The sequence below is a fragment of the Streptomyces sp. NPDC048370 genome, assembly GCF_043200825.1.
GTDB lineage: Bacteria > Actinomycetota > Actinomycetes > Streptomycetales > Streptomycetaceae > Streptomyces.
Genome location: NZ_JBICYI010000010.1, coordinates 36146 through 58422, shown reverse-complemented (window position 1 = coordinate 58422; position 22277 = coordinate 36146). Strand labels below are relative to the sequence as shown.

The following is a 22277-nucleotide window of genomic DNA, read 5'->3' as shown; positions in this document are numbered from 1 at the left end:
AGGGTACGCCCGGTTTTCGGCCCTGGACCCGCCCCGATCAGCGGTCTTTCGGGTCGAGCAGCCAGAGACCGAGCACCACGAGGAACGACAGGACGAGGAAGCCGGCCCCCCACCAGGCCGTGCCGGTGTTGCCCGCCATCCACTCGTCGACCAGGATCGTCAGCCCCCACAGCTGGCCGATGACGACCGTGAGGGCAAGGGCCAGGCGCGCGCTCAGTTTCGAGGAGCGCTCGGGCTCCTGTTCCGTACCGGCGCCGGGGCCCGGGCCGGTGTGGCGGACCCGGGGGTCGCCGTAGCCGCTGGTGGGGCGGATCTGCGGGTAGCGCTCCTGGACGGGGCGGTTGAGGCGGGGCTGCGCGCTCCCGGGGGTGTAGGCGGGGCTCGGCGGATACGCGGGACCGGCACCGGGAGCCGGGTCGGAGGGGCCTGAGGTGGGGTCGGGGACCTGCGGGTCGCGGGGGAAGGGGGTGGTGTCGCTCATGTGCGCTCGCTCCTCGTGGCCGCTCCCCGCGCCGAAGCCCCCGGGCAGCCGAGGCGCTCGGCAAGACCGGGCCGGTCCTCGCCGAGCTGGCGGCACAGGCCTTCCTGGACGCTCTCGCCCGAGCGGGTCGTGCCGACGGCCCAGACACTGCCGTCGACCTCCTCCACCAGGAGCACCTTGGGCAGCCCACGGGGTGGCGGGCCCGCGGTGACCTCTCCCGTACGGGCGTCGAAGATTCCTTCGTGGCAGGGGCAGTACAGCTCGCCTTCGGTGCCCCGGTCCTTGCGCCAGAGGACGGCGCAGGCGAGGTGGGTGCAGACGGCCGAGTAGCCGGCGAGGGTGCCGTCCTCCAGCCGGATGGCGACCGCCCGGTCCGCCTCCTCCGGGTAGCGGAAGGCCAGGGACTCGCCGGGCAGCAGCTCGTCGGCGATCTTCTTCGGTTCGGGGGTGCCGTCGGAGTCGCCGTGGCGGTGCAGGATGCCGGAGGCGACGCCGATGCCGCCGAGGGCCAGGCCGCCGGAGACGGTCGCGACGATCCGCAGGTAGTCGCGCCGGGTGGTGAGCGAGTCGGCGGCGATGCGGTCGTGCAGCGCCTCCTGGGCGGCGTCGGCCGCGCCCTGGCCGTCGGCCGGAGGCTGTTCGGTCACGCTCATCGGACATCCCTCCCGTTGATCTCGACGACGGGCAGGCCGCCCGGGACCGGCCATTGGACCTTGTCGGCGGGGACGACCATCGCCACCCCGGTGGAGACGGTGGTCGTGCCGAAGGTGAACGAGTCGGCGACCTGGACGCCGGGGCGCTCGGCCTGGAGCTCTTCGAGGGTTCCGTAGAAGAGGGCGCCCGTGGGGCAGACGGTCGCGCACATCGGGGCGAGACCGTAGGCGGTGCGGTCGTAGCAGAGGTTGCACTTCATCTGCAGCTTCGCCTGGAGGTCGATCTTCGGGACGCCGAAGGGGCAGGCGTTGACGCAGTTGGCGCAGCCGATGCAGCGAGTGGTGTCGGCCTGCTGCACCACGCCGTCGGCGGTGACGAGGATGGCATCGGCGGGGCAGACCTCGGCGCAGGGGGCGACCGGGTCCTCGCAGTGCATGCAGACCGTGGGGAGGGAGGCGACGGAGTGCCCCTCGTCGGGGTAGTCGAGGTGGATCATCGACTTGCCTCGGTGCGAGTCGCACTCGCGGCAGGCCGAGACGCACGCCTGGCAGCCGATGCAGCGCCCGGGGTCGATGAAGATCGTGCGGCCCATCATGAGTGGCGTCAGTTCCTCTCCGATGTGCCACGGCCCTGCGGGGACCTGGGGGGCAGGGGGTCGGTACGGGAGACCTGGGTCTCCGGGTAGGCGCGCTGCCCGGGGGCGGTCGGGGGTTCGGGGACCTCGTCGATCCGCTCCGCGGCCTCGATGCGGGCCGCGCAGACCTTGTACTCGGGGATCTTGGAGCGGGGGTCGAGGGCGTCGATGGTGAGGGCGTTGGCGGCGGTGGGGACCGGCCAGTGGTACGGCACGAAGACGGTGTCGGGCCGGATCGCCTCGGTGACAAGGGCGGGGAAGACCTCGCTGCCCCTGCGGGTGACGACGCGTACGGGTTCGCCGTTGCGGAAGCCGTGGGAGGGGTGGACCTCGACCCAGGGCCGGGGAGTCTGCTCCACGAGGGCGCCCAGGCGGCGGGTCTGGTTGCCGGAGAGGAAGTGGGCGACGGTCCTGCCGGTGGTGAGCGAGAGGGGGTACTCCTCGCTGTACGGGTCCATGGGCGGGTGCCATTCGACGACCTGCATATGGATCCTGCCGTCCGGGTGGTAGGTCTTCCCGTCCTCGAAGAGGCGGGGGGTGCCCGGGTGGTCGGTGCTGGGGCAGGGCCAGGCGATGCCGCCGGTCTCCTCCAGGCGTTCGTAGGTGATGCCGTAGTAGTCGTTGACCGTTCCGGCCGACGCGACGCGGAGCTCCTCGAAGACCGAGCGGGAGTCGGGGAAGTCGAACTTGTCCCCGGCGCCGAGGCGCTTGGCCAGTTCGCAGATCACCCAGGTGTCGGTGCGGACCCCGGCGGGTGGTTCCTGGGCCTTGTTGTGCTTGACGACCCGGGCCTCCGCGTTGGCCATCACGCCCTCGTCCTCGGCCCAGACGGTGACGGGGAAGACGACGTGCGCGTTGGCGGCGGTCTCGGAGAGGAAGAAGTCGAACTGGGCGTGGAACTGCAGGGTGTCGTAGCCGTTCTTGACGGTCGCGTAGTTGGGGAGGGAGACGAAGGGGTTGTTGCAGATGCCGATCAGGCCGCGGATCTCCTCGCGCTGCATCTGCCAGACCATCTCCATCATGGAGGTGCCGGCGGGCGGGAGTTCGGACTCGTCGATGCCCCAGATCTCGCAGATCTGGCGGCGGTGCTCGGGGTTGGTGATCGAGCGGCCGCCGGGCAGCAGGTCGGACTTCTGGCCGTGCTCGCGGCCGCCCTGACCGTTGCCCTGACCGGTGATGGTGCCGTAGCCGGCGCCGGGCTTGCCGATGTTCCCGGTGGCGGTGCAGAGGTTGATGATCGTCAGGCAGTTCTCGACGCCCTGGGAGTGGTGTTCGACTCCGCGCGCGTGCCAGGCCATGGCCTTGCCGGCGCCGGCGAACATCCGGGCGGTGCGGACGATCTGCTCCTCCGGGACGCCGCAGATCTCGGCGGAGCGGGAGGGCGGGTACTCCTGGACGGTCCGCTTCACCTCGTCCCAGCCGGTGGTGTGGGCGGCGAGATACGCCTCGTCGGTGAGGCCCTCGGCGACGATCACGTGCAGGACGGCGTTGAAGAACGCGGAGTCGGTGCCCGGCTTGAGGGCGACGTGGAGGTCGGCGGTGCGGGCGATGGCCGTCTCGCGGGGATCGACGACGATCAGGGAGGCACCCCGGTCCCGGGCTCCCCAGAGGTACTGGGTCATCACGGGGAAGCACTCGCCGACGTTGGATCCGGCGATGAGGAGGCAGTCGGTGAGCAGGATGTCGGAGAACGGGTTGCCCGCCCGGTCGATGCCGAAGGCCAGCTTGTTGGCGCCGGCGGCGGAGACCATGCACAGGCGCCCGTTGTAGTCGACGTGCCGGGACCTCAGGGCGACGCGGGCGAACTTGCCGACGAGGTACGTCTTCTCGGAGTAGAGGCTGGCTCCGCCGAGCAGGCCGAAGGAGTCGTTGCCGTACTCGTCCTGGATGCGGCGGACCTCGGCGACGGTGAAGTCGAGCGCCTCCTCCCAGCTGACCTCGCGGAACTCCTCGTCGCGGTTGCGGCGCATCAGCGGGGCGGTGAGCCGGTCGGGGTGGTTGACCTGCTGGTAGGCGTTGATGCCCTTGGGGCAGAGCCGCATCCGGTTGATGTCGTGGTTGCGGGGTTCGACGCCGAAGACCTTGCCCCCGCGGTCGACGCGGAGGTACATGCCGCACTGGACGCCGCAGAAGCAGCAATGGGTGGGGACGAGCGCCTCGCCGTTCTGGTCCGCGTGCCAGCGGTCGGCGGGGATGCCGCCGGCGTCGCGGAAGTTGCGGGTGCCGGGCGGGGCGATCGAGGGGTCGAGCGGGAGGGGGTCTTGCCGGCCCACGTGCTGCTGGGTCACTTGAAGCCCTTCTTGACGTGGGTCAGGTAGGCGTTGCCGCGCATGACGCGCTTGCAGCGGGGGCAGTACTCGGGCCCTTCGGCGAAGCCGAGGTCGAGGTCGCGCATGGTGCCCTGGAGGTTCTCGACGTAGGGGGCGGTGTCGATGGGTTCCTGGCAGCGGCGGCAGGCGAGGACCTCGTCGCCGTCCTTGTTGCGGGAGGTGTACTTGAAGAGCTGCATGCCGACGGCGGCGGGCCGCTGCACGATGTGGAAGAACTTCCCGAACGGGATGTAGATGAGGGTGAAGACCACCGACACCATGTGCAGGATCGCCAGGAACTCGTAGCCGCCGCCGTGCAGGAAGATCGACGAGAAGGTGAGCAGGAGCCCGGTCACGGCGATGACGATGAGGGCGATCAGCGGCACCAGGTCGTAGGCGAAGCGCTGGCCGGTGATGGCGCCGCGGTCCTTCATCCGGCGCCACAGGAAGTAGGCCGCGCCGGGGATGACGAGGACGGCGGCGATGTCGAGGCCGTGGAACATCAGCCAGCCGACGATGTTCAGGGAGTCGAAGCCGAGGACCTTGAAGCCCCAGATCCGCATCTCGTAGCCGGGCCCCGAGCCGGTGGACGAGGTGAAGGTGAACCAGCCCCAGGTGAGCGGGAAGGTGATCAGGGCGGCCAGGACGCAGCCCCAGAAGATCAGCTGGTGCGCGGCCCAGCGGGCGTGGGAACGGGCGCCGAGGAACTTCTGGAAGCCGAGGTAGGTGGCGATCATCTTCGGCAGCGCGGTGGGCGCCTTGCGGAAGTTGGCCGCCGAGAAGAAGGAGCGCCAGCCCTGCTTGAAGAGGCGGCGGGCGCCGGGCGCGGAGATCCACACGGTGTAGCGGTAGGCGACGCCGAAGGCGAGGAAGACGGTGGCGACGGCGTACGGGAGGAGCGCCGAGTCGAAGTCGCGCAGGAGCCGGCTGCCGAGGACGATCGCGACGATCAGCAGGACGGAGACGACGGTTCCGGCGAGCGCGGCCCGGCGGCGCACGTCGGCCGGGGTCCGGCGGCGCACATCGGGGGGCGTCTGGGCGACGGGCGCGGGGCCCTGCGGTGGCTCGGTCACGCGCACACGCTAGGACGGTAAGTCCCAGGCCGCCCCGTTTTGCGGGGCGGGTGGGTGAGCGTGTCGCTCAGATGGCGTTCAGGCCGTGGGAGCGGAAGACGGCCCGGGCGCGGGCGACCTCGTCCGGGGTCGGGGAGGGAGTGTCGTGGAGGGTGAAGGGCTTGGCGAGTGCTTGCCACTTCGCTTCGCCGAGCTTGTGGAAGGGGAGGATGTCGACGCGCGAGACATTGCCCAGGCCGGCGGCGAAGGCGGCGACTCCCTCGATGTTGTCGGGGTCGTCGGTGAGGCCCGGGACGAGCACGAAGCGGACGTGGACCTCCTGGCCGAGGTCGGCGAGGCGGCGGGCGAAGTCCAGGGTCGGCCGCAGCGGCCGGCCGGTGACCTTCTTGTACGTGTCCGGGTCCCAGGACTTGATGTCGAGGAGGACGAGGTCGGTGTCGCGCAGCAGGGCGTCGGTGGCGCGGACGCCCAGGAAGCCGGAGGTGTCGAGGGCGGTGTGGAGACCGAGCTCGTGCTTCATCCGGTGGAGCAGCTCGCCGGTGAAGACGGGCTGGAGGAGCGGCTCGCCGCCGGAGACGGTGGCCCCGCCTCCGGAGGCCTCGATGAAGCGGGTGTACTTCCCGGCTTCGGCGATCACGGCGTCGGCGGAGGTGCGGGTGCCGTTGCGCATCCGCCAGGTGTCGGGGTTGTGGCAGTAGAGACAGGTCAGCGGGCAGCCGGAGAGGAAGGTGACGAAGCGGGTGCCGGGGCCGTCGACGCCGGTCGACAGGTCCCAGGAGTGCACCGAGCCCTCGGAGGGACGGCGGGTCACGGCGGCGGCCGGCGTCGCGGGACCGAGCCCCATGCCGAGTGCAGTGCCGGGTGCTGTCGTCGTCGTGGTCATGGCAGGGCCTCTCCGTTCCGAAGGGGGGTGGTCCCGGGGCCGAGGTGAGGGCCCGGCCCCGGGCGCACGGGTCAGCGGCTACAGCGAGCCGTGGAAGGTGCGGTTGAGGACGTCGAGCTGCTGGTCGCGGGTGAGCCGGACGAAGTTGACCGCGTATCCGGAGACCCGGATGGTCAGCTGCGGGTAGTTCTCCGGGTGCTCCATGGCGTCCCTCAGCACATCCCGGTTGAGGACGTTGACGTTCATGTGGAAGCCGTCGCCGGCCATGTAGCCGTCGAGGACACCGGCCAGGTTCCTGATCCGCTCCTCGGGGGTGCGGCCCAGGCCGTCGGGGGTGACCGTGTTGGTCAGCGAGATGCCGTCCTCGGCGTCCTCGTACGGAAGCTTGGCGACCGACAGGGCCGAGGCGACATAGCCGTGGGTGTCGCGGCCGTTCATCGGGTTGGCGCCCGGGGAGAACGGCTCACCGGCGCGGCGCCCGTCGGGGGTGTTGCCGGTCTTCTTCCCGTAGACGACGTTGGAGGTGATGGTCAGGACGGACTGGGTGTGTTCGGCGTGGCGGTAGGTCGGGTGCTTGCGCACCTTCCTCATGAACTCCTCGACCAGCCAGACCGCGATCTCGTCGACCCGCTCGTCGTTGTTGCCGAACGCCGGGTACTCACCCTCGATCACATAGTCGGTCGCGAGGCCGGTCTCGTCCCGGACCGGGGTGACCTTGGCGTACTTGACGGCGGCCAGCGAGTCGGCGGCCACGGAGAGGCCGGCGATGCCGCAGGCCATCGTGCGGCGCACGTCGCGGTCGTGCAGCGCCATCTCGATGCGCTCGTAGGCGTACTTGTCATGCATGTAGTGGATGACGTTCAGGGCGTGGACGTAGACGCTCGCGAGCCACTCCATCTGCTCGTCGAAGCGGGCGAGCACCTCGTCGTACTCCAGTACGTCGGCGGTGATCGCGCCGGTCGCCGGGCCGACCTGGTCGCCGGACTTCTCGTCCCGGCCGCCGTTGATCGCGTAGAGGAGGGTCTTGGCGAGATTCACGCGGGCGCCGAAGAACTGCATCTGCTTGCCGACCGGCATCGCCGAGACGCAGCAGGCGATGGCGGTGTCGTCGCCGAAGCGCGGCCGCATCAGCTCGTCCGACTCGTACTGCACGGAGGAGGTGTCGATCGAGACCTTGGCGCAGAAGTCCTTGAAGCCCTGGGGCAGCCGGGGCGACCAGAAGACGGTCATGTTCGGCTCGGGCGCGGGGCCGAGGTTGTACAGGGTCTGGAGGTAGCGGAAGGAGGTCCTGGTGACCAGCGGACGGCCGTCCTCGCCCATGCCGGCGATGGACTCGGTGACCCACGTCGGGTCGCCGGAGAACAGCTCGTCGTACTCGGGGGTGCGCAGGAAGCGGACGATACGGAGCTTGATGATGAAGTCGTCGACCAGTTCCTGGGCCTGCTCCTCGGTGAGGAGTCCGGCCTCGATGTCCCGCTGGAGATAGACGTCCAGGAAGGTGGAGGTCCGGCCCAGCGACATCGCCGCGCCGTTCTGCTCCTTCACGGCGGCGAGGTAGGCGAAGTACAGCCACTGGATGGCCTCGCGGCCGGTCGTCGCCGGGCCGGAGATGTCGTACCCGTAGGAGGCGGCCATCGTCTTCAGTTCGCCGAGCGCGCGGATCTGCTCGGCGAGCTCCTCGCGCAGCCGGATCGTCTCCTCCAGCGAACGGTTCCCGGTGGGAAGGGAGTTGAGCTCCTCCTTCTCCTCCTTCTTGACCGCGATCAGGCGGTCGACGCCGAAGAGGGCGACCCGGCGGTAGTCGCCGATGATGCGGCCGCGGCCGTAGGCGTCGGGGAGACCGGTGACAATGCCGGCCTTGCGGGCGGCGCGGATCTCGGGGGTGTAGGCGTCGAAGACACCGGCGTTGTGGGTCTTGCGGTACTCGGTGAAGACCTTCTCGAGCTCGGCCGAGACCGGGTAGCCGTAGGTCTCCAGGGCGCCGGCGACCATGCGCCAGCCGCCGTACGGCATGATCGCGCGCTTCAGCGGGGCCTCGGTCTGAAGGCCGACGATCAGGTCCTTGTCGCGGTCGATCCAGCCGGGGGCGTGGGCGGTGATGGTGGAGGGGATGTCGTGGGCGACGTCGTACACGCCCTTGGCCCGCTCCTCGGGGAAGCGGTCGGTGATGGCCTTCCACACGGCGACCGTGCGCTCGGTGGGGCCGGCGAGGAAGGAGTCGTCGCCCTCGTACGGCGTGTAGTTCTGCTGGATGAAGTCGCGGACGTCGATGGCATCACGCCACAGACCGCCCTTGAAGCCCTTCCAGGCCCTCTCGTTCTCCGTTGCCTCAGCAGGGGTCGCAGTCATCGCCCGCACCGCCTTCTTCGAATCATTCGATCGCGTGGTTGCCTACATCCATTGCACGCCTTTTGATCGATCAAAAGGCTCGGCATTGGTCACCGGTCGACGGCCGTTGGTCCCCTTCCGGGCATGCGGAAAGACCCCGCCGGGGCGGGGCCTTTTCCGCGCTGGGGGACACGGCCGGTCAGCTGGGCGCCTCCGCGCCCTTGCGGGCGTAGAACCACCAGGTCACGACCGTGCAGCTGGCGTAGAAGGCGACGAAGCCCCACATCGCGCTGGTCACGGCCACCGAGCCGAAGAGGGCCGGGATGAAGAAGAAGCCGTAGGCGGCGATGGCCGAAGTGAAGCCGGTGACGGCGCCGGACTCCATCTCCGACTGCTTCAGCGCCTTCGTGTACTCCGGCGTGCCCTCCGTCAGCCCCTTCAGATGGGTCGAGCGGAAGATCACCGGGATCTGGCGGAAGGTCGAGCCGTTGCCGATGCCCGAGAAGAAGAACGCGGCGAGGAAGCAGAAGAAGAAGCCGTAGAAGCTGCCCGTGTCGGAACCGGACGGCAGGAAGGTGATGACGCCGATGATCGAGGCAGCCATGCCCACGAAGGACAGGATCGTCACCCGGGCGCCGCCCAGCTTGTCCGCGACCCAGCCGCCCGCCCACCGGGCCAGGGCGCCGACGGCGGGGCCCATCCAGGCGTAGGTGGCGACGGAGTAGTCCGGGAACGTGGTCTTGATCAGCATCGGCAGCGCGGCCGCGAAGCCGATGAAGGAGCCGAAGGTGCCGACGTACAGCCAGGTCATCACCCAGTTGTGCTTGCGCTTGAAGATGACCTTCTGCTTGCTGAAGGGGGTGGAGGCGACCTTCAGGTCGTTCTGGCCGAACCAGGCCACCGCCGCCAGGACCAGCAGCACCGGCACCCAGATGAAGGCCGCGTTCTGCAGATGGACCGGGGGCCCGTCGGCCCTGTGCTGGGCCGAGCCGATGGCGATGGTCGAGAAGGTGATGACGATCGGCGTCAGCAGCTGGACCACCGAGACGCCCAGGTTGCCCAGGCCGCCGTTGATGCCGGTCGCGCTGCCCTTCTTCGACTTCGGGAAGAAGAAGCCGATGTTGGCGAGCGAGGAGGCGAAGTTGGCGCCGCCGATGCCGCAGAGGGCGGCGATGGCGACCATCACGGCGTACGGGGTCGCCGGGTCCTGGATCGCGATGCCCAGCCAGATCAGCGGCACGATCAGCACGACCGTGGACAGCGCCGTGAAGCGCCGCTGGCCGATCCTCGGGCCGAGGAAGGTGTAGAAGATCCGGGCGGTGCCACCGGTCAGACCGGGGATCGCCGTCAGCCAGAACAGCTGCGAGGTGGAGAAGCCGAAGCCGACGTCCTTCAGGTTGGTGGCGGTGACGCTCCACACCTGCCAGACGACGAAGGCCACCAGGAGCGCCGGGACCGCGATCCAGAGGTTGCGGCTGGCGACGCGCTTCCCGATCGACTTCCAGAAGAGCTCGTTCTCGGGCTCCCAGTCGGTGATCGGCCTGCCGGGGCGGTACTGCTCCGCGTCGTACGAGGGTGCCGACCCGCTCGTCGCCGCTCTGCTGTCCTGGACTACGGAACTCATGGCGCTTCCCTGGGGGTGGGGACTTCGGTGGGTGGGGACTGTCGGGTTCTTCCTTGCTCCTCCACCGTGCGCCCGTGCATAAGGGGGAGGTCAGAGGCCATGGTCGCGACCCGGGTGGGCGGAGGTCCCGTCAGTCACGGGCCGTACGAACCGCCCCGGGCCCGTGCACCGGCAGCGCGACGGACGGGTCGTCCAGGCAGACGCCGGTCCGCAGGGAGAACTCCTGCTTGAGCATCCGCGAGGCCACCACCGGCACCCCGTCCCGGGCTGCGGGCGGCCGGCCACGCGCGCGTGGCGATCGCGACGCACCTGCTGGCCCCTGGCCGCTTCACGCACGCGCTCGCCGCCGTGCCGGGCGCCTGGACGGTCGCGGCTCCCCTGGGCGCCCACCCGGGGCTCGCCCACGCGGTGACCTGGCGGTACCGCGAGGCGGCGGCCCCGCCGGTCACGCGAGCCGGTCCGCGTGCCAAACGCCCCGGCCGGGCTCCCGCTCTGGTGTCCTGGGGCGCATGACGCAACCGTTCCTGCCGCTCACCGCGCGATCCCGCGACGAGGCGCACCGCGCCGCCACGCCGCTCGAGCTCTTCTTCGACCTCTGCTTCGTCGTCGCCGTCTCCCAGGCCGGTGCCGAGCTCGTGCACGCGATCGCCGAGCACCACGCCGCCGACGGGATCGCCCACTACGCGATGGTCTTCTTCGCGATCTGGTGGGCCTGGATGAACTTCACCTGGTTCGCCTCCGCGTACGACAACGACGACGTCCTCTACCGCGTCGTCACGCTCGTCCAGATCGCCGGCGTCCTGGTCCTCGCCGCCGGTGTCTCCCGCGCCTTCGAGGACGACTTCCTCATCACCGTGCTCGGCTACGTCGTGATGCGGGTCGCCCTCGCCTTCCAGTGGCTGCGCGCCGCCCACCACGCCACGGACCCCGGCGAGCGCAGGATGTGCCGCCGGTACGCGGGCGGGGTGCTGCTCGTCCAGATCGGCTGGACCGCCCTCCTCTGGGCGCCGGAGTCCGCCCGCACCTGGATCTTCATCGTCGGGATCATCGCCGAGCTGGCCGTCCCCGCGTTCGCGGAGAAGGAGGTCAACAGCCATTGGCACCCGCACCACGTCTCCGAGCGCTACGGCCTGTTCACCATCATCGTGCTCGGCGAGACGATCTTCGCGGCGACCGTCGCCGTGAAGACGGGCGTCGCGGAGTACGACGCGCTCGACGAGGTGCTCCCGATCGCCGCCGGCGGACTGCTGATCGTCTACGCGGCCTGGTGGATCTACTTCGCCGCCCCGGCCCACCTCCGGCTCGCCTCCAACCGGCGGGCCTTCCTCTGGGGTTACGGCCACTACCTGATCTTCGCCTCCGCCGCCGCCATCGGCGCCGGCATCGAGGTCGCCGTCGAGCAGGTCGTGGGCAAGGCCCACATCTCCACGCTCGCCGCCTCCTCGGCCGTGACGATCCCCGCCGCGCTCTTCCTGCTCTGCGTGTGGGTGCTGCACGCCCGCTACTTCAAGATCGGCATCGCGCAGCAGCTCGTGCTGCCCGTCTCGGCGCTCGCGATCCTGATGTGCACGTTCGCCGGCCGCTGGGCGGTCCTGGTCGCGGGCCTCGTCGCGGCGGCGACGGTGGCGGTCGGGGTGACGCTGTCCGCGCGCAACCCGGCCACGCGCGGCACCGGCCCCGGCCACTGATCGAACGCGCGTGGTACGCAAGGACCATGACGAACCATGACGCAATCACGGACGTGGCCGGGCTGCGGGTCGGCCACGCGCGCGTGGCCGGGCCGGGAGCCCTCAGCGGGACGACGGTCGTCCTCGCCCCGGAGGGCGGGGCGGTGGCGGCCGTGGACGTGCGCGGCGGCGGCCCGGGGACCCGGGAGACCGACGCGCTCGACCCCCGTAACCTCGTCCAGCGGATCGAGGCCGTGGTCCTGACCGGCGGCAGCGCGTACGGGCTCGACTCGGCCGGCGGAGTGATGGCCTGGCTGGAGGAGCGCGGCCGAGGGGTACGGGTCGGGCCGGACCCCTCGCACGTGGTCCCGGTGGTCCCCGCCGCGTGCGTCTTCGACCTGGGCCGGGGCGGGGACTTCTCCGCCCGCCCCGACGCGTCCACCGGACGCGCCGCCGTGGAGGCCGCGGCGGCGACCGAGCTCCACGCGCGCGTGGAGACGGGCGCGGTCGGCGCGGGCACCGGAGCCGTGGTCGGTGGGCTCAAGGGCGGGGTCGGTACGGCGAGCACGGTCCTGGAGTCGGGGATCACGGTCGGCGCGCTCGTCGTCGCCAACGCGGTCGGCTCTGCGGTCGACCCGGAGACGGGCGCGCTGTACGGGGAGTTCTTCCAGGGCGGCCGCCCCGCCCACCCGGAACCGGCCGTCCACGAGGCCGCCCGGCGACGACTCGCCGAGGCGGCGGCCAGGAACACCCCGCCGCCCCTCAACACGACCCTCGCGGTCGTGGCGACGGATGCGGACCTGACCCGTGCGCAGGCGCAGAAGCTCGCGGGCACGGCGCACGACGGCATCGCGCGCGCCGTCCGCCCGGTGCACCTCCTCAACGACGGGGACACCGTCTTCGCCCTCGCCACCGGAGACCGCCCGCTGCCCCCGGAGGCAGGGCCGCTCGCCCTCAACGACATCCTCGCGGCGGGCGCCGACATGGTGACCCGGGCGATCGCGCGGGCGGTCAGGGACGTCGCCGAGGGGGTGGCGGGACCGGGCGGGGAGTTCCCCGCACACCGCGAGTTGTACGGCCCGGACGCCACTGTCGACTCCCCGTCCAACAAGGGGAGTTGACGGATTCGACGGTCGGCGCGCGGGAACTTTCCGCGCGCCCCCCTCGTTTTGCCGAACCCGGACACGATGTCAGACCCAGGGACTACGTTTAGCAAGCACCAAGTGACATGCGGCGACGGCCTGGAGACCCTCTTGAACGATCCGCAGGATCCTCACGATCCGTACGAGACGACCGAGACGCACCTCGCGCGGCTCCTGGGCCGGGCGCTCAACTCCTTCGACCTCCCCGACTCCACGATCGAACGCCTGGAGACGGCGTTCGCCCACTCCAGCACGCTGCACTCCTCGCATCACAGCGCGTCGCTGCACCGCACGACGTACCGCCACACCTATCTGCTCGCCGACGGCACGGCGCTCGGACTGTGGGAGCTCGTGCACAACTCCGGCCGGGACGGGGCCGAGCAGCACGAGCTGTACGCGGACGAGGCGGAGGCCCGGCTCGCCGCGTCCCGGCTGCCGACCCGCTTCTCCCCGGGCTGGGGCGTGGAGCGCTCCGCCGGCCCGGACTTCGACGAGGACAACGACCTGGAGCTGCTGAGCGCGCTCCTGTCGCGCCCGATACCGAAGCAGCCCCGCATGTACGTCCCGGACAACTCCCCGGACCACGCCCGCCGGGTGCTGCGCCGCGCGGAGAACCCGGACCGGCCGGGCGAGGAGACGGCACGCCGGCTGCGGGTGGCGTACGCGCACCACATCACCCAGGCCTTCGGCCGTCTGTGCGCGGTGGAGGGCGGCCGGGGCGCCGGATTCACACTCTACGAGCACGCGTTCCTGCTGCTCGACGGCAGCGAACTGAGCCTGTGGGAGGTGGAGCACACGGCGACCCCGGACGGCCGCCACATGTGCGAGGTCTACGGCGACGAGCACACGGCCCGCGAGGCGATGGAGCACCGCGCCCGCGTGCGCTGACCCCACCCGGGGCCGGTGGACGGAACGGATCCCGGACTTCCGGGCCTCCGGGCCTCCGGGCCTCCGGACTTCCGGGCCTCCGGGCCCCAAGGGGTGTCCGGGGGATCAGGGCCGGACCCTGCTCCCCCGGACGCCGCCGGACAGGCCCTAGGAGGCGCGTACGAGCAGTGCGACCGTCACGCCGGTCAGGCGCTCGGTGCCGGTCGCGGTGTAGCGCGCCCGGAGGGCCCGCGCCTGGTCGACCGGGAGCGCGTCCAGCGGATCGGCCGCGTCGCCGGCCACCACCAGCCAGATCCGCGGCTCGTTCTTCACGCACGCGGCCGGGTCGGGGCACTCCGTCGACCACAGGTCGGCGCGGTCGGCGGCCGACGTGCCGAGGAAGACGTCGCGCGGCCGCAGCTCGTCCCGCAGGTAGAAGCGGACGCCCACGTCGAGCATGCGCCAGTAGTCGTCACCCCGGTCGAACGCCACCGCGTCCCCCGGCCGGTGGTACTTCTCGATGGTCCGCGCGGCTCCCTCGTAGTCGATGCCCTGCCAGAAGTGCGCGTACGGACGGCGCACCGCCTGCTGGTCCGGCAGCGTGAGCACGGCGAGCGCCACCAGCACCGCCGCGACGACTCCCCGGGAGCGCGGCGCGCAGAGCCCCGCCCCGGCCAGGACCGTCCACGCCGGGAGGGTGAACAGCAGGTACCGGTAGAAGAAGTACGAGACGTCGCCGTGCGAGACCGCCCAGAGCAGCAGCGGGGGCAGCACGGCGAGCGCGGCGACGACGACCACCGGGCCGCCCCGGGTCGCGGCACTCCCGGCCGCCGAACCCCCGGTCTCCGGGCCCCCGGTCGTCCCGCCGCGAGTCGTCGGCCGACGCTCGCCCCAGGCCAGTACCGCCAGGGTGGTCACCGCTCCGGCGACCAGCGCGGAGGCGTACAGCTGAGGCAGGAAGCTGACCAGGCTCCACAGGTCCGGGCCGGGGATCCAGGAGATCTGACGTCCGGCCTGCGCCCGCCCGAGAAGGGCGACGGGGGCGGCGACGGCCGTCCCGGCCACCGCGGCGAGGCCGAAGCGAAGGGCGATCGCGCTCGGGCTGATCGAGCTCGGAACGGCCCAACGTTCCGCGCGGGCCCGCCGCGCCACGGCCACCAGATGCCCGGCCAGGACGGTCAGCGCGATCAGGTGCAGCAGGCCCACCGCCGCCACGCACAGGCCGTACGGGATCCAGCGCCACCGGCTCTCCGGCCGTTCCAGCGCGCGGAGCAGCAGCAGGGTGGCGACAGTGGCGGCCAGGACCACGAGGGCGTAGGGCCGGGCCTCGTGGGCGTAGCGCGTGACGACGGGGGCGAGCGCGAAGAGCAGCCCGGCGGCCAGCCCGGCACGGCGGCCGAACAGGCGCTGCCCGATGAGCGCCGTACAGCCCGCCGTGGCGGCCATCGCGAGCGCCGAGGGCATGCGCAGTGCGGTGGCGGAGTCCCCGAAGACGGCCATCCAGCCGTGCAGGAACAGGTAGTAGCTGCCGAGTACCGCGTCCACGCGCTGGACCGCGTCGAGCAGATGTCCCGTGGACCGGGAGGCCATGTCCCAGGTGTTGAGTTCGTCCTCCCACAGCAGGGGTCGGCCGATCTCGTACACCGCCAGGGCGAGGGTGACCAGCGTCGGCCACAGCCACAGCGCGATGTCGCGCCGCCGCCCTCGGTCGTCCCGCTGCCCGCCGGGGCGCGGTTCGGCCGTCGCGCGATCCCGGACGGGGGTGGCGACGGGCGAGGGGGGCGGGGAAGGGGTCGCCATGACGGGCCTCAGTCCCGGAGCGCGGTGACCGCGTGCTCCGCGGTGGCCGGCTCCGGGATCGGGGCGAGCCCGAGCCCGCGCACGGCGAACTCGCGGTTCTTCTCGGTCTGCCGGCGGTACGCCTCGGGCAGGTCCGGCATCGCCAGGAGCCGGTCGCAGGCGGCGAGCGACCCGGCGAGGTCGCCGACCCAGTAGCTGCTGATCGAGAACTCGAACAGCAGCCCCCAGCGGTACACCCACGGCTGGGTGAACAGGATGTCGTCCGGCGGCTCGCGGTCGACGGTGGCCGAGACGATCGCGTGGGCGCTGTGGTGGCGTTTCATCTTGCGCAGCCGCGCCGCCAGTTCGTAAGAGGCTTCGAGGCGCTGCGGGCGCGCCTCCCAGGCTCGGGTCAGGGCGTCCGCCGCCGAGGGCCAGTCGCCGGCCTCCGCCCTGAGGACCCCGGACTGCAGCAGCGCGTAGTAGACCTCCTCGACCCAGCCGCCCATGCTCGCGCGGCGCTCGTAGAGGTCGATCGCCTCACCCGTACGGCCCATGTCCCGCATGGTCTGGGCGAGATAGAAGACGGTGCGGGTGTTGGACGGGTCGCGTTCGTGTTCGGCGGAGAGCAGCCGGGCGTCGCGCTCGAACTTGTCGTGCCGCGAGCCCCCGTCGGCGTGGTCCTCGATGACCAGCGCGTCGAGGTTGTCCTGGCTGTGGCTGCGGTCGGCGGTGATGTACTCGTGGGTGACGCCCTCGTACCGCCAGGCGATGTCGCCTCTGACCAGGCGTTTGATGCGGTACTCCAGCGCGCCCTCGTGGCGCAGCATGTAGGCGTCGGCGGTCAGCGGGGGCAGGGGGCCGTCCTGCCGCAGGACGAGGTCGGCGTCGAGGAGCAGGAGGTAGTCGGCGCGGCCGCGGGCGTGGGAGATGTTCAGGCTCCGGTTGTGCCCGAAGTTCACCCACGGCTCCTCGTGGAGCTCGCCGGGGATGCCGTCGAGCGCCTTGCGGATCAGGTCCTGGGTCCCGTCGGTCGAGCCCGTGTCGGAGATGACCCAGGTGTCCACCAGGTCGCGTACGGAGGCGAGGCACCGTTCGATGACCCGGGCCTCGTTCTTGACGATCATGCACAAGCAGAAGGACGGCTTCACGGCAACACCACTTCCGGGGGGGTCTGCGGGGGGCGACCATAAGCACGGCGCCGGGATGGGCGGGGACGGCACGCCGACAGGCGCTTTCAGGTTCGCCGCCGCGTACGCACCCATGGGGATGGTGGCGATAGGCCAAGGCGTTGAGGCTCCCGGAGAACCGTCAAGGCTTTGCATCAGCGATCCGATGATCTGAAAGGAAGCTCGAACTGGCTTCCGGTGCATCACTCGATCCGGATGAAGAAGGAGCTGTTGCATGAGTCCTGATTCCAGGACCAGGTCCTCTCTTGGACCGCTCCCCCGTCGGCGCGCCTGGCTCAACGGCGGCGCCATGGCATCGATCGCTCTTGTCCTCACGGGCCTCGCGAGCCCGGCTCTCGCCGCGCCGCAGATCCTCGTCGGCCCCTCGGGCGTGAACGTCATGACGGGCGACGAGTGCGAAGACCGTCCTCCGCACGAGGGCCCGAAGCCCCGCCCTCCGCACCACGACGGCCCGCCGCCGCGCCACGAGGACGGCCCACCACCGCACCACGAGGGCCCACGCGGCCTTGAGGGACCGCCCTCAGACCTGGACCTCCAGCACTTCCTGGACGACCAGCTGCGGCAGGCGTTCGAGGGCGGCCCCGAACGGTTCATGCGGGAGCCCACGGACGACTTCGACCGCTACGTACGGACAGTGCCCAGGGGCGGCGAACCCGAGCACTGCAAGGAGGGCCCGCCCGGCAAGACGGGCCCCACGGGCCCGACGGGCCCGAAGGGCGACACGGGCCCGAAGGGCGACACCGGGCCTGCCGGAGCCACCGGATCCACCGGCGCGACGGGCGACACCGGACCCGCCGGACCCACGGGCGAAACCGGGCCTGCCGGAGCCACCGGATCCACCGGCGCGACGGGTGACACCGGACCCGCCGGACCGACCGGCGAAACCGGGCCTGCCGGAGCCACCGGTTCGACGGGGGCCACGGGTGACACCGGACCGGCCGGACCGACCGGCGAAACCGGACCTGCCGGAGCCACCGGATCCACCGGCGCGACGGGCGACACCGGACCCGCCGGACCGACCGGGGCCACGGGTGACACCGGACCCGCCGGAGCGACGGGCGACACCGGACCGGCCGGACCCACCGGTGACACCGGACCCACCGGGCCCACCGGATCGACCGGTGACACCGGACCGGCCGGAGCGACGGGCGACACCGGACCCGCCGGACCCACCGGCGCGACGGGTGCGACCGGAGCCACGGGCGCGACAGGTGCCACCGGAGCCACGGGCGCGACAGGTGCCACCGGCCCCTGCTCCGACATCGACCTCTACGCCCCGTCGAACACCGTGGACCAGCAGGCGGTACTGACCGGCGGAAGGGTGTACGTCGGACAGGCGCCCACAGCGGGCGGGACGATCACCTGGCAGGACCTCAGCAACTCGGTCGCGACCATGACGGACCCCGCGAACGCCAACTTCCCGCCGAACCCCTGTGGCGTCTCCTTCGCGGACCAGGGAAACACGGCCTACGTCAAGATCGTGACGCAGAACGGCCAGGTGTGGCAGACAGTAGGCAACACCACAGGGGCCAACTTCATCTGGAACCAGCCCTGGGTGCAGCAGACGACACCCACCCCGGCGGTGCTCCGATCGAACAAGTTCATGCGCGGTCTGCCCGCCGAGTCGCTCCTGAACCAGAAGCTCCGGGGGGTGAGGCGCCCCTGACGGACCGGTAGCGACACCGAGGGGCGGTGCGCTCGCGATACGCACCGCCCCGCGGGACCCCTCCTGTCCAGGGGTCGGTCAGGCTGCGACGGCGACCGTCGTCTCAGCCTGAGGCCTTTCCTCGGCCGCCACCGCCTCGGGCGCCGCCGGCTTCCGCGCGCCCTTGAGGAGGATCACCAGGCCCGCGCTGACGAGCGTGCCCGCCACGATCGCGACGAGGTAGAGCAGCGGGTTGCCGATCAGCGGGACCACGAAGATGCCGCCGTGCGGGGCCCGCAGGGTGCACTCGAAGGCCATCGACAGGGCGCCGGTGACCGCGCCGCCCGCCATCGCCGCCGGAATGACCCGCAGCGGGTCGGCCGCGGCGAACGGGATCGCGCCCTCGCTGATGAACGAGGCGCCCAGCACCCAGGCCGCCTTGCCGTTCTCCCGCTCGGTCTTGGTGAACAGCTTGCCGCGCACGGTCGTGGCCAGCGCCATCGCGAGCGGCGGCACCATGCCGGCGGCCATCACGGCGGCCATGACCTTCAGGGAGCCCTCGTTCGGGTTGGCGAGGCCGCCGACGGCGAAGGCGTACGCGACCTTGTTGACCGGGCCGCCGAGGTCGAAGCACATCATCAGGCCGAGGATCACGCCGAGGATGATCGCGTTGGCGCCGGAGAGGCTGGACAGCCAGTCGGTCAGGGCGTTCTGGAGGCTCGCGATCGGCTTGCCGATCACCAGGAACATCAGGAAGCCGACGACGATCGACGCGAGCAGCGGGATCACCACCACCGGCATGATGCCCCGCAGAGCGGCGGGCACCTTCACCTTCTGGATGGCGAGGACCGTTCCGCCCGCGATCAGACCGGCGGCGAGACCGCCGAGGAAGCCCGCGTTGATGGTGAGGGCGATCGAGCCGCCCACGAAGCCGGGGACGAGACCGGGCCTGTCGGCCATGCCGTACGCGATGTAACCGGCGAGGACCGGGACGAGGAACGCGAACGCGAGCCCGCCGATCTGGAACAGCAGCGCCGCCCAGCTGTCGGCCTGCCCCCACGCGAAGTGCTCGGCGACGGACGGGGCCTTGTCGATGTCGTAGCCACCGATGGCGAAGCCGAGGGCGATGAGGAGACCGCCCGCGGCGACGAAGGGAACCATGTAGCTCACGCCCGACATGAGCCACTTCCGGAGCTTGGTGCCGTAGCCCTCCTCCGGCTCCCCCGCGCTCTCGACCGGGGTCGGCCTCCCGGCCGGGGCGGCGGTCTCGCCGCGTTCGGCCTTGCCGCGGACCTCGGCGATCAGCTCGGCGGGCCGGTTGATGCCCGCCTTGACGCCCACGTCGACGGTCGGCTTTCCGGCGAATCGTTCCTTCTCCCGTACGGGCACGTCGTGCGCGAAGATCACGCCGTCGGCGGCGGCGACGACCGCCGGGTCGAGCCGGGTGAACCCGGCCGAACCCTGCGTCTCGACGACGACCTCGACACCGGCGGCCTCGCCGGCCTTCTCCAGGGACTCGGCGGCCATGTAGGTGTGGGCGATGCCGGTGGGGCAGGAGGTGACGGCGACGATCCGGAAGGGAGCGGCCGCCTCCGCCTCCACGGCCGGCTCCGCAGGGGCCGGGGCCGGAGCCGGGGCCGGGGCCGGGGCCGGAGCGGGAGCGGGAGCGGGAGCCGAAACGGGAGCCGGAGCGGGAGCCGGGGCCGGGGCCTCCTCCCCCGCGATGAGCGCCGCCGCCTCCGCCGGCGAGCCCGCCGACCTGAGCGCCGTCGTGAACTCCTCGTTCATCAGCTGGCGGGCCAGCGAGGAGAGGATCGTGAGGTGGGCGTCGTCCGCTCCCGCCGGAGCCGCGATCAGGAAGATCAGGTCCGCCGGACCGTCCGGGGCGCCGAAGTCGATGCCGGCGGCCGAGCGGCCGAAGGCGAGCGTGGGGGCGGTGACATGGGCGCTGCGGCAGTGCGGGATGCCGATGCCGCCGTCGAGGCCGGTCGGCATCTGGGCCTCGCGGGCGGCCACGTCGGCCAGGAAGCCGTCGAGGTCCGTCACCCGGCCGAGCGTGACCATGCGCTCCGCGAGCGAGCGGGCCGCCGCTTCCTTCGTTCCGGCGGACAGGTCGAGATCGACCAGGTCCGCGGTGATCATCTGGCTCATCGCGGGCTCCCTTGCTCGCTGAGTTCTCGGTCGAGGGGTACGTCGGCGGTCACGGTGACCGCCGCCGGGTTCAGGTCGGCCGGGGTGGGCATCTCGCTCCCCGGCAGCTGGACGGCCGCCGCGCCGTGCGCGACCGCCGCCGCGAGCGCCTCGGGGCCGGCGCCGCCCGCCGTGAGGAATCCGGCCAGGGAGGCGTCGCCCGCGCCGACGTTGGAGCGGACGGTGTCGACCTCCGCCGCGCCGAACCAGGTGCCGTCGGCGGTGACGAGGAGCTGGCCGTCGGCGCCCAGGCTGGCGAGTACCGCGCCCGCGCCGCGCTGGCGCAGCTCCTCGGCGGCCTTGACGGCGTCGCCGACGGTGGCGAGGGGGCGGCCGACCGCCTGGGCCAGTTCGTCGGCGTTCGGCTTGACGACGTCAGGCCGGGCCGCGAGGGCGGCGAGCAGCGAGGGGCCCGAGGTGTCGAGGGCGATCCGGGCGCCCGCGCCGTGTGCGCGGGTGACGAGTTCGGCGTACCACTCGGGCGCGAGGCCGCGCGGCAGGCTGCCGCAGCAGGCGATCCAGTCGGCGGCCGGGGAGTAGGCCCCGACGGCGGCGAGGAGGGTCTCGGACTCGTCCGGGGTGAGCTCGGGGCCCGGCGCGTTGACCTTGGTGAGCGTGCCGTCCGGTTCCGCGAGGGCGATGTTCGAGCGGGTGTGGCCGGCCACCGGTACCGGCGCGACCTCGATCCCCTGGTCGGCGAGGAGTTGGGCGACGAGGGCGCCGGGCGCCCCGCCGAGCGGGACGACGGCCACGGTCCGCCAGCCGGCGGCGGCGACGGCCCGGGAGACGTTGACGCCCTTGCCGCCGGGGTCCATCCGCTCGGCGGAGGCCCGGAGCACCTCGCCGCGCTCCAGGGCCGGGACCTCGTAGGTCCGGTCGAGGGAGGGGTTGGGGGTGACGGTGAGGATCATGCGCGTACGACTTCCGTTCCCGCGGCCTCGATCGCCGCGGCGTCCTCGGGGCTGAGCCCGCTGTCGGTGATGAGCAGGTCGACGTCGGTGAGGGCGCCGAAGCGGGCGAAGTGCTCCTGGCCGTACTTGGCCGAGTCGGCGAGGAGCACGACCCGGCGGGCGGAGGCGATCACGGCCCGCTTGACGGCGGCCTCGGCGAGGTCGGGGGTGGTGAGCCCGAGGTCGGGCGAGTAGCCGTTGGCGCCCAGGAAGGCGACGTCGGCGCGGATCTCGCCGTACGCGCGCAGCGCCCAGGCGTCGACGGCGGCGCGGGTACGGTGCCTGACCCTGCCGCCCACGAGGTGGAGGTCGATGCCGGGGTGGTCGGCGAGCCGGGCGGCGACGGGCAGGGCGTGGGTGACGACGGTCAGTCCGCAGTCGAGGGGGAACTCGGCGGCGAGCCGGGCGACGGTGGTGCCGGCGTCGAGCACGACGCTTCCCTCGTCGGGGAGTTCGGCGAGGGCGGCGCGGACGATCCGGTCCTTCTCGTCGGCGGCGGTCCCCTCGCGCTCGGCGAGGTCGGGCTCGAAGTCGAGCCGTCCGGCCGGTATCGCGCCCCCGTGCACCCGGCGGACGAGTCCGGCCCGGTCCAGGGCCTTGAGGTCGCGCCGTACGGTCTCGGCGGTGACCTGGAACTCCTCGGCGAGGGAGAGGACGTCGACGCGTCCGCTCTCGCGGGCGAGCCGGAGGATCGCTTGCTGTCGCTCGGGTGCGTACATGTGGTTTTGCATCCGTTCCATGCCCGAACCTGTGGTTTCTCTTGCAGGCTACGTCCGCGTATCCGCGAAGTAAACAGATTCGGGCATCAAAACGGACACGGAACCGGACATACGACGAAGGGCCCCGGCCCCCGGGGACGTC

The 22277-nt window shown here is 71.8% G+C and carries 19 protein-coding genes; 5 read left to right on the top strand and 14 right to left on the bottom strand.

The window, feature by feature from the left end:
- Window positions 1–37 precede the first annotated feature (37 nt).
- From ACGFYP_RS21820 to ACGFYP_RS21780, 9 genes are all read right to left on the bottom strand, one after another.
- Window positions 38–481, bottom strand: coding sequence for a hypothetical protein (locus ACGFYP_RS21820; protein WP_393495931.1), 444 nt, complete (start codon window positions 479–481; stop codon window positions 38–40).
- A complete protein-coding gene (locus ACGFYP_RS21815; RefSeq protein ID WP_361967173.1) occupies window positions 478–1134 on the bottom strand; it encodes a Rieske (2Fe-2S) protein in 657 nt (218 codons plus the stop codon). Before ACGFYP_RS21815 ends, ACGFYP_RS21820 begins: the two co-directional genes overlap by 4 nt.
- Entirely contained in the window at window positions 1131–1730 is a 600-nt protein-coding gene (locus ACGFYP_RS21810; protein ID WP_266892896.1) for a 4Fe-4S dicluster domain-containing protein, read from the bottom strand. Before ACGFYP_RS21810 ends, ACGFYP_RS21815 begins: the two co-directional genes overlap by 4 nt.
- 8 nt (window positions 1731–1738) lie before the next feature.
- Window positions 1739–4057 (bottom strand): molybdopterin oxidoreductase family protein, encoded by a 2319-nt coding sequence (locus tag ACGFYP_RS21805; protein WP_393495927.1) that lies wholly within the window; start codon window positions 4055–4057, stop codon window positions 1739–1741.
- Window positions 4054–5151: an MFS transporter gene (locus ACGFYP_RS21800; protein ID WP_393495924.1), complete on the bottom strand. Its 1098-nt coding sequence runs from the start codon at window positions 5149–5151 to the stop codon at window positions 4054–4056. Before ACGFYP_RS21800 ends, ACGFYP_RS21805 begins: the two co-directional genes overlap by 4 nt.
- Window positions 5152–5218: 67 nt before the next feature.
- Window positions 5219–5995 carry a pyruvate formate-lyase-activating protein gene (gene pflA, locus ACGFYP_RS21795; RefSeq protein ID WP_393496493.1) on the bottom strand — a complete coding sequence of 259 codons (777 nt, stop codon included), beginning with the start codon at window positions 5993–5995 and terminating at the stop codon, window positions 5219–5221.
- A 117-nt stretch (window positions 5996–6112) separates the two neighbouring features.
- On the bottom strand, window positions 6113–8383 hold the full coding sequence (pflB, locus tag ACGFYP_RS21790) for a formate C-acetyltransferase (protein ID WP_393495922.1): 2271 nt from the start codon (window positions 8381–8383) through the stop codon (window positions 6113–6115).
- 178 nt (window positions 8384–8561) lie between these two features.
- Window positions 8562–9986, bottom strand: a complete 1425-nt coding sequence (locus tag ACGFYP_RS21785) for a NarK family nitrate/nitrite MFS transporter (RefSeq protein ID WP_393495920.1) — start codon at window positions 9984–9986, stop codon at window positions 8562–8564.
- Between the two features lie 130 nt (window positions 9987–10116).
- Window positions 10117–10242 (bottom strand): hypothetical protein, encoded by a 126-nt coding sequence (locus ACGFYP_RS21780; RefSeq protein WP_393495917.1) that lies wholly within the window; start codon window positions 10240–10242, stop codon window positions 10117–10119.
- 35 nt (window positions 10243–10277) lie between these two features.
- On the opposite strand from ACGFYP_RS21780, the gene ACGFYP_RS21775 reads away from it, so the two are divergent.
- The 4 genes from ACGFYP_RS21775 (at window position 10278) to ACGFYP_RS21760 (ending at window position 13683) form a co-directional block, all read left to right on the top strand.
- On the top strand, window positions 10278–10499 hold the full coding sequence (locus ACGFYP_RS21775; RefSeq protein ID WP_393495914.1) for a hypothetical protein: 222 nt from the start codon (window positions 10278–10280) through the stop codon (window positions 10497–10499).
- Entirely contained in the window at window positions 10496–11674 is a 1179-nt protein-coding gene (locus ACGFYP_RS21770) for a low temperature requirement protein A (protein WP_393495911.1), read from the top strand. Before ACGFYP_RS21775 ends, ACGFYP_RS21770 begins: the two co-directional genes overlap by 4 nt.
- Before the next feature lie 26 nt (window positions 11675–11700).
- Entirely contained in the window at window positions 11701–12774 is a 1074-nt protein-coding gene (locus ACGFYP_RS21765; protein ID WP_393495907.1) for a P1 family peptidase, read from the top strand.
- A gap of 66 nt (window positions 12775–12840) precedes the next feature.
- Window positions 12841–13683, top strand: a complete 843-nt coding sequence (locus ACGFYP_RS21760; RefSeq protein ID WP_393495904.1) for a DUF6227 family protein — start codon at window positions 12841–12843, stop codon at window positions 13681–13683.
- 147 nt (window positions 13684–13830) lie between these two features.
- Here the strand turns inward: ACGFYP_RS21760 and ACGFYP_RS21755 are convergent, their stop codons facing one another.
- Window positions 13831–15462 carry a glycosyltransferase family 39 protein gene (locus tag ACGFYP_RS21755; protein ID WP_393495901.1) on the bottom strand — a complete coding sequence of 544 codons (1632 nt, stop codon included), beginning with the start codon at window positions 15460–15462 and terminating at the stop codon, window positions 13831–13833.
- A gap of 8 nt (window positions 15463–15470) precedes the next feature.
- Window positions 15471–16568 carry a glycosyltransferase gene (locus tag ACGFYP_RS21750; RefSeq protein WP_393495898.1) on the bottom strand — a complete coding sequence of 366 codons (1098 nt, stop codon included), beginning with the start codon at window positions 16566–16568 and terminating at the stop codon, window positions 15471–15473.
- A gap of 277 nt (window positions 16569–16845) precedes the next feature.
- Here ACGFYP_RS21750 and ACGFYP_RS21745 point away from each other — a divergent pair, with 277 nt between their 5' ends.
- Window positions 16846–18297, top strand: a complete 1452-nt coding sequence (locus ACGFYP_RS21745) for a hypothetical protein (RefSeq protein WP_393495895.1) — start codon at window positions 16846–16848, stop codon at window positions 18295–18297.
- A gap of 78 nt (window positions 18298–18375) precedes the next feature.
- Here ACGFYP_RS21745 and ACGFYP_RS21740 read toward each other — a convergent pair whose 3' ends face one another.
- From ACGFYP_RS21740 to ACGFYP_RS21730, 3 genes are read right to left on the bottom strand one after another with little or no spacing between them, the layout of a single operon-like run.
- The gene (locus ACGFYP_RS21740) at window positions 18376–20427 is read right to left on the bottom strand and encodes a fructose-specific PTS transporter subunit EIIC (protein WP_393495892.1); all 2052 of its coding nucleotides are present in this window, start codon (window positions 20425–20427) and stop codon (window positions 18376–18378) included.
- Complete coding sequence (pfkB, locus tag ACGFYP_RS21735; RefSeq protein WP_393495889.1) at window positions 20424–21377, bottom strand: 1-phosphofructokinase; 954 nt, start codon at window positions 21375–21377, stop codon at window positions 20424–20426. Before pfkB ends, ACGFYP_RS21740 begins: the two co-directional genes overlap by 4 nt.
- A complete protein-coding gene (locus tag ACGFYP_RS21730) occupies window positions 21374–22135 on the bottom strand; it encodes a DeoR/GlpR family DNA-binding transcription regulator (protein WP_393496490.1) in 762 nt (253 codons plus the stop codon). The genes pfkB and ACGFYP_RS21730 overlap by 4 nt, the downstream gene beginning before the upstream one ends.
- Window positions 22136–22277: the final 142 nt, after the last annotated feature.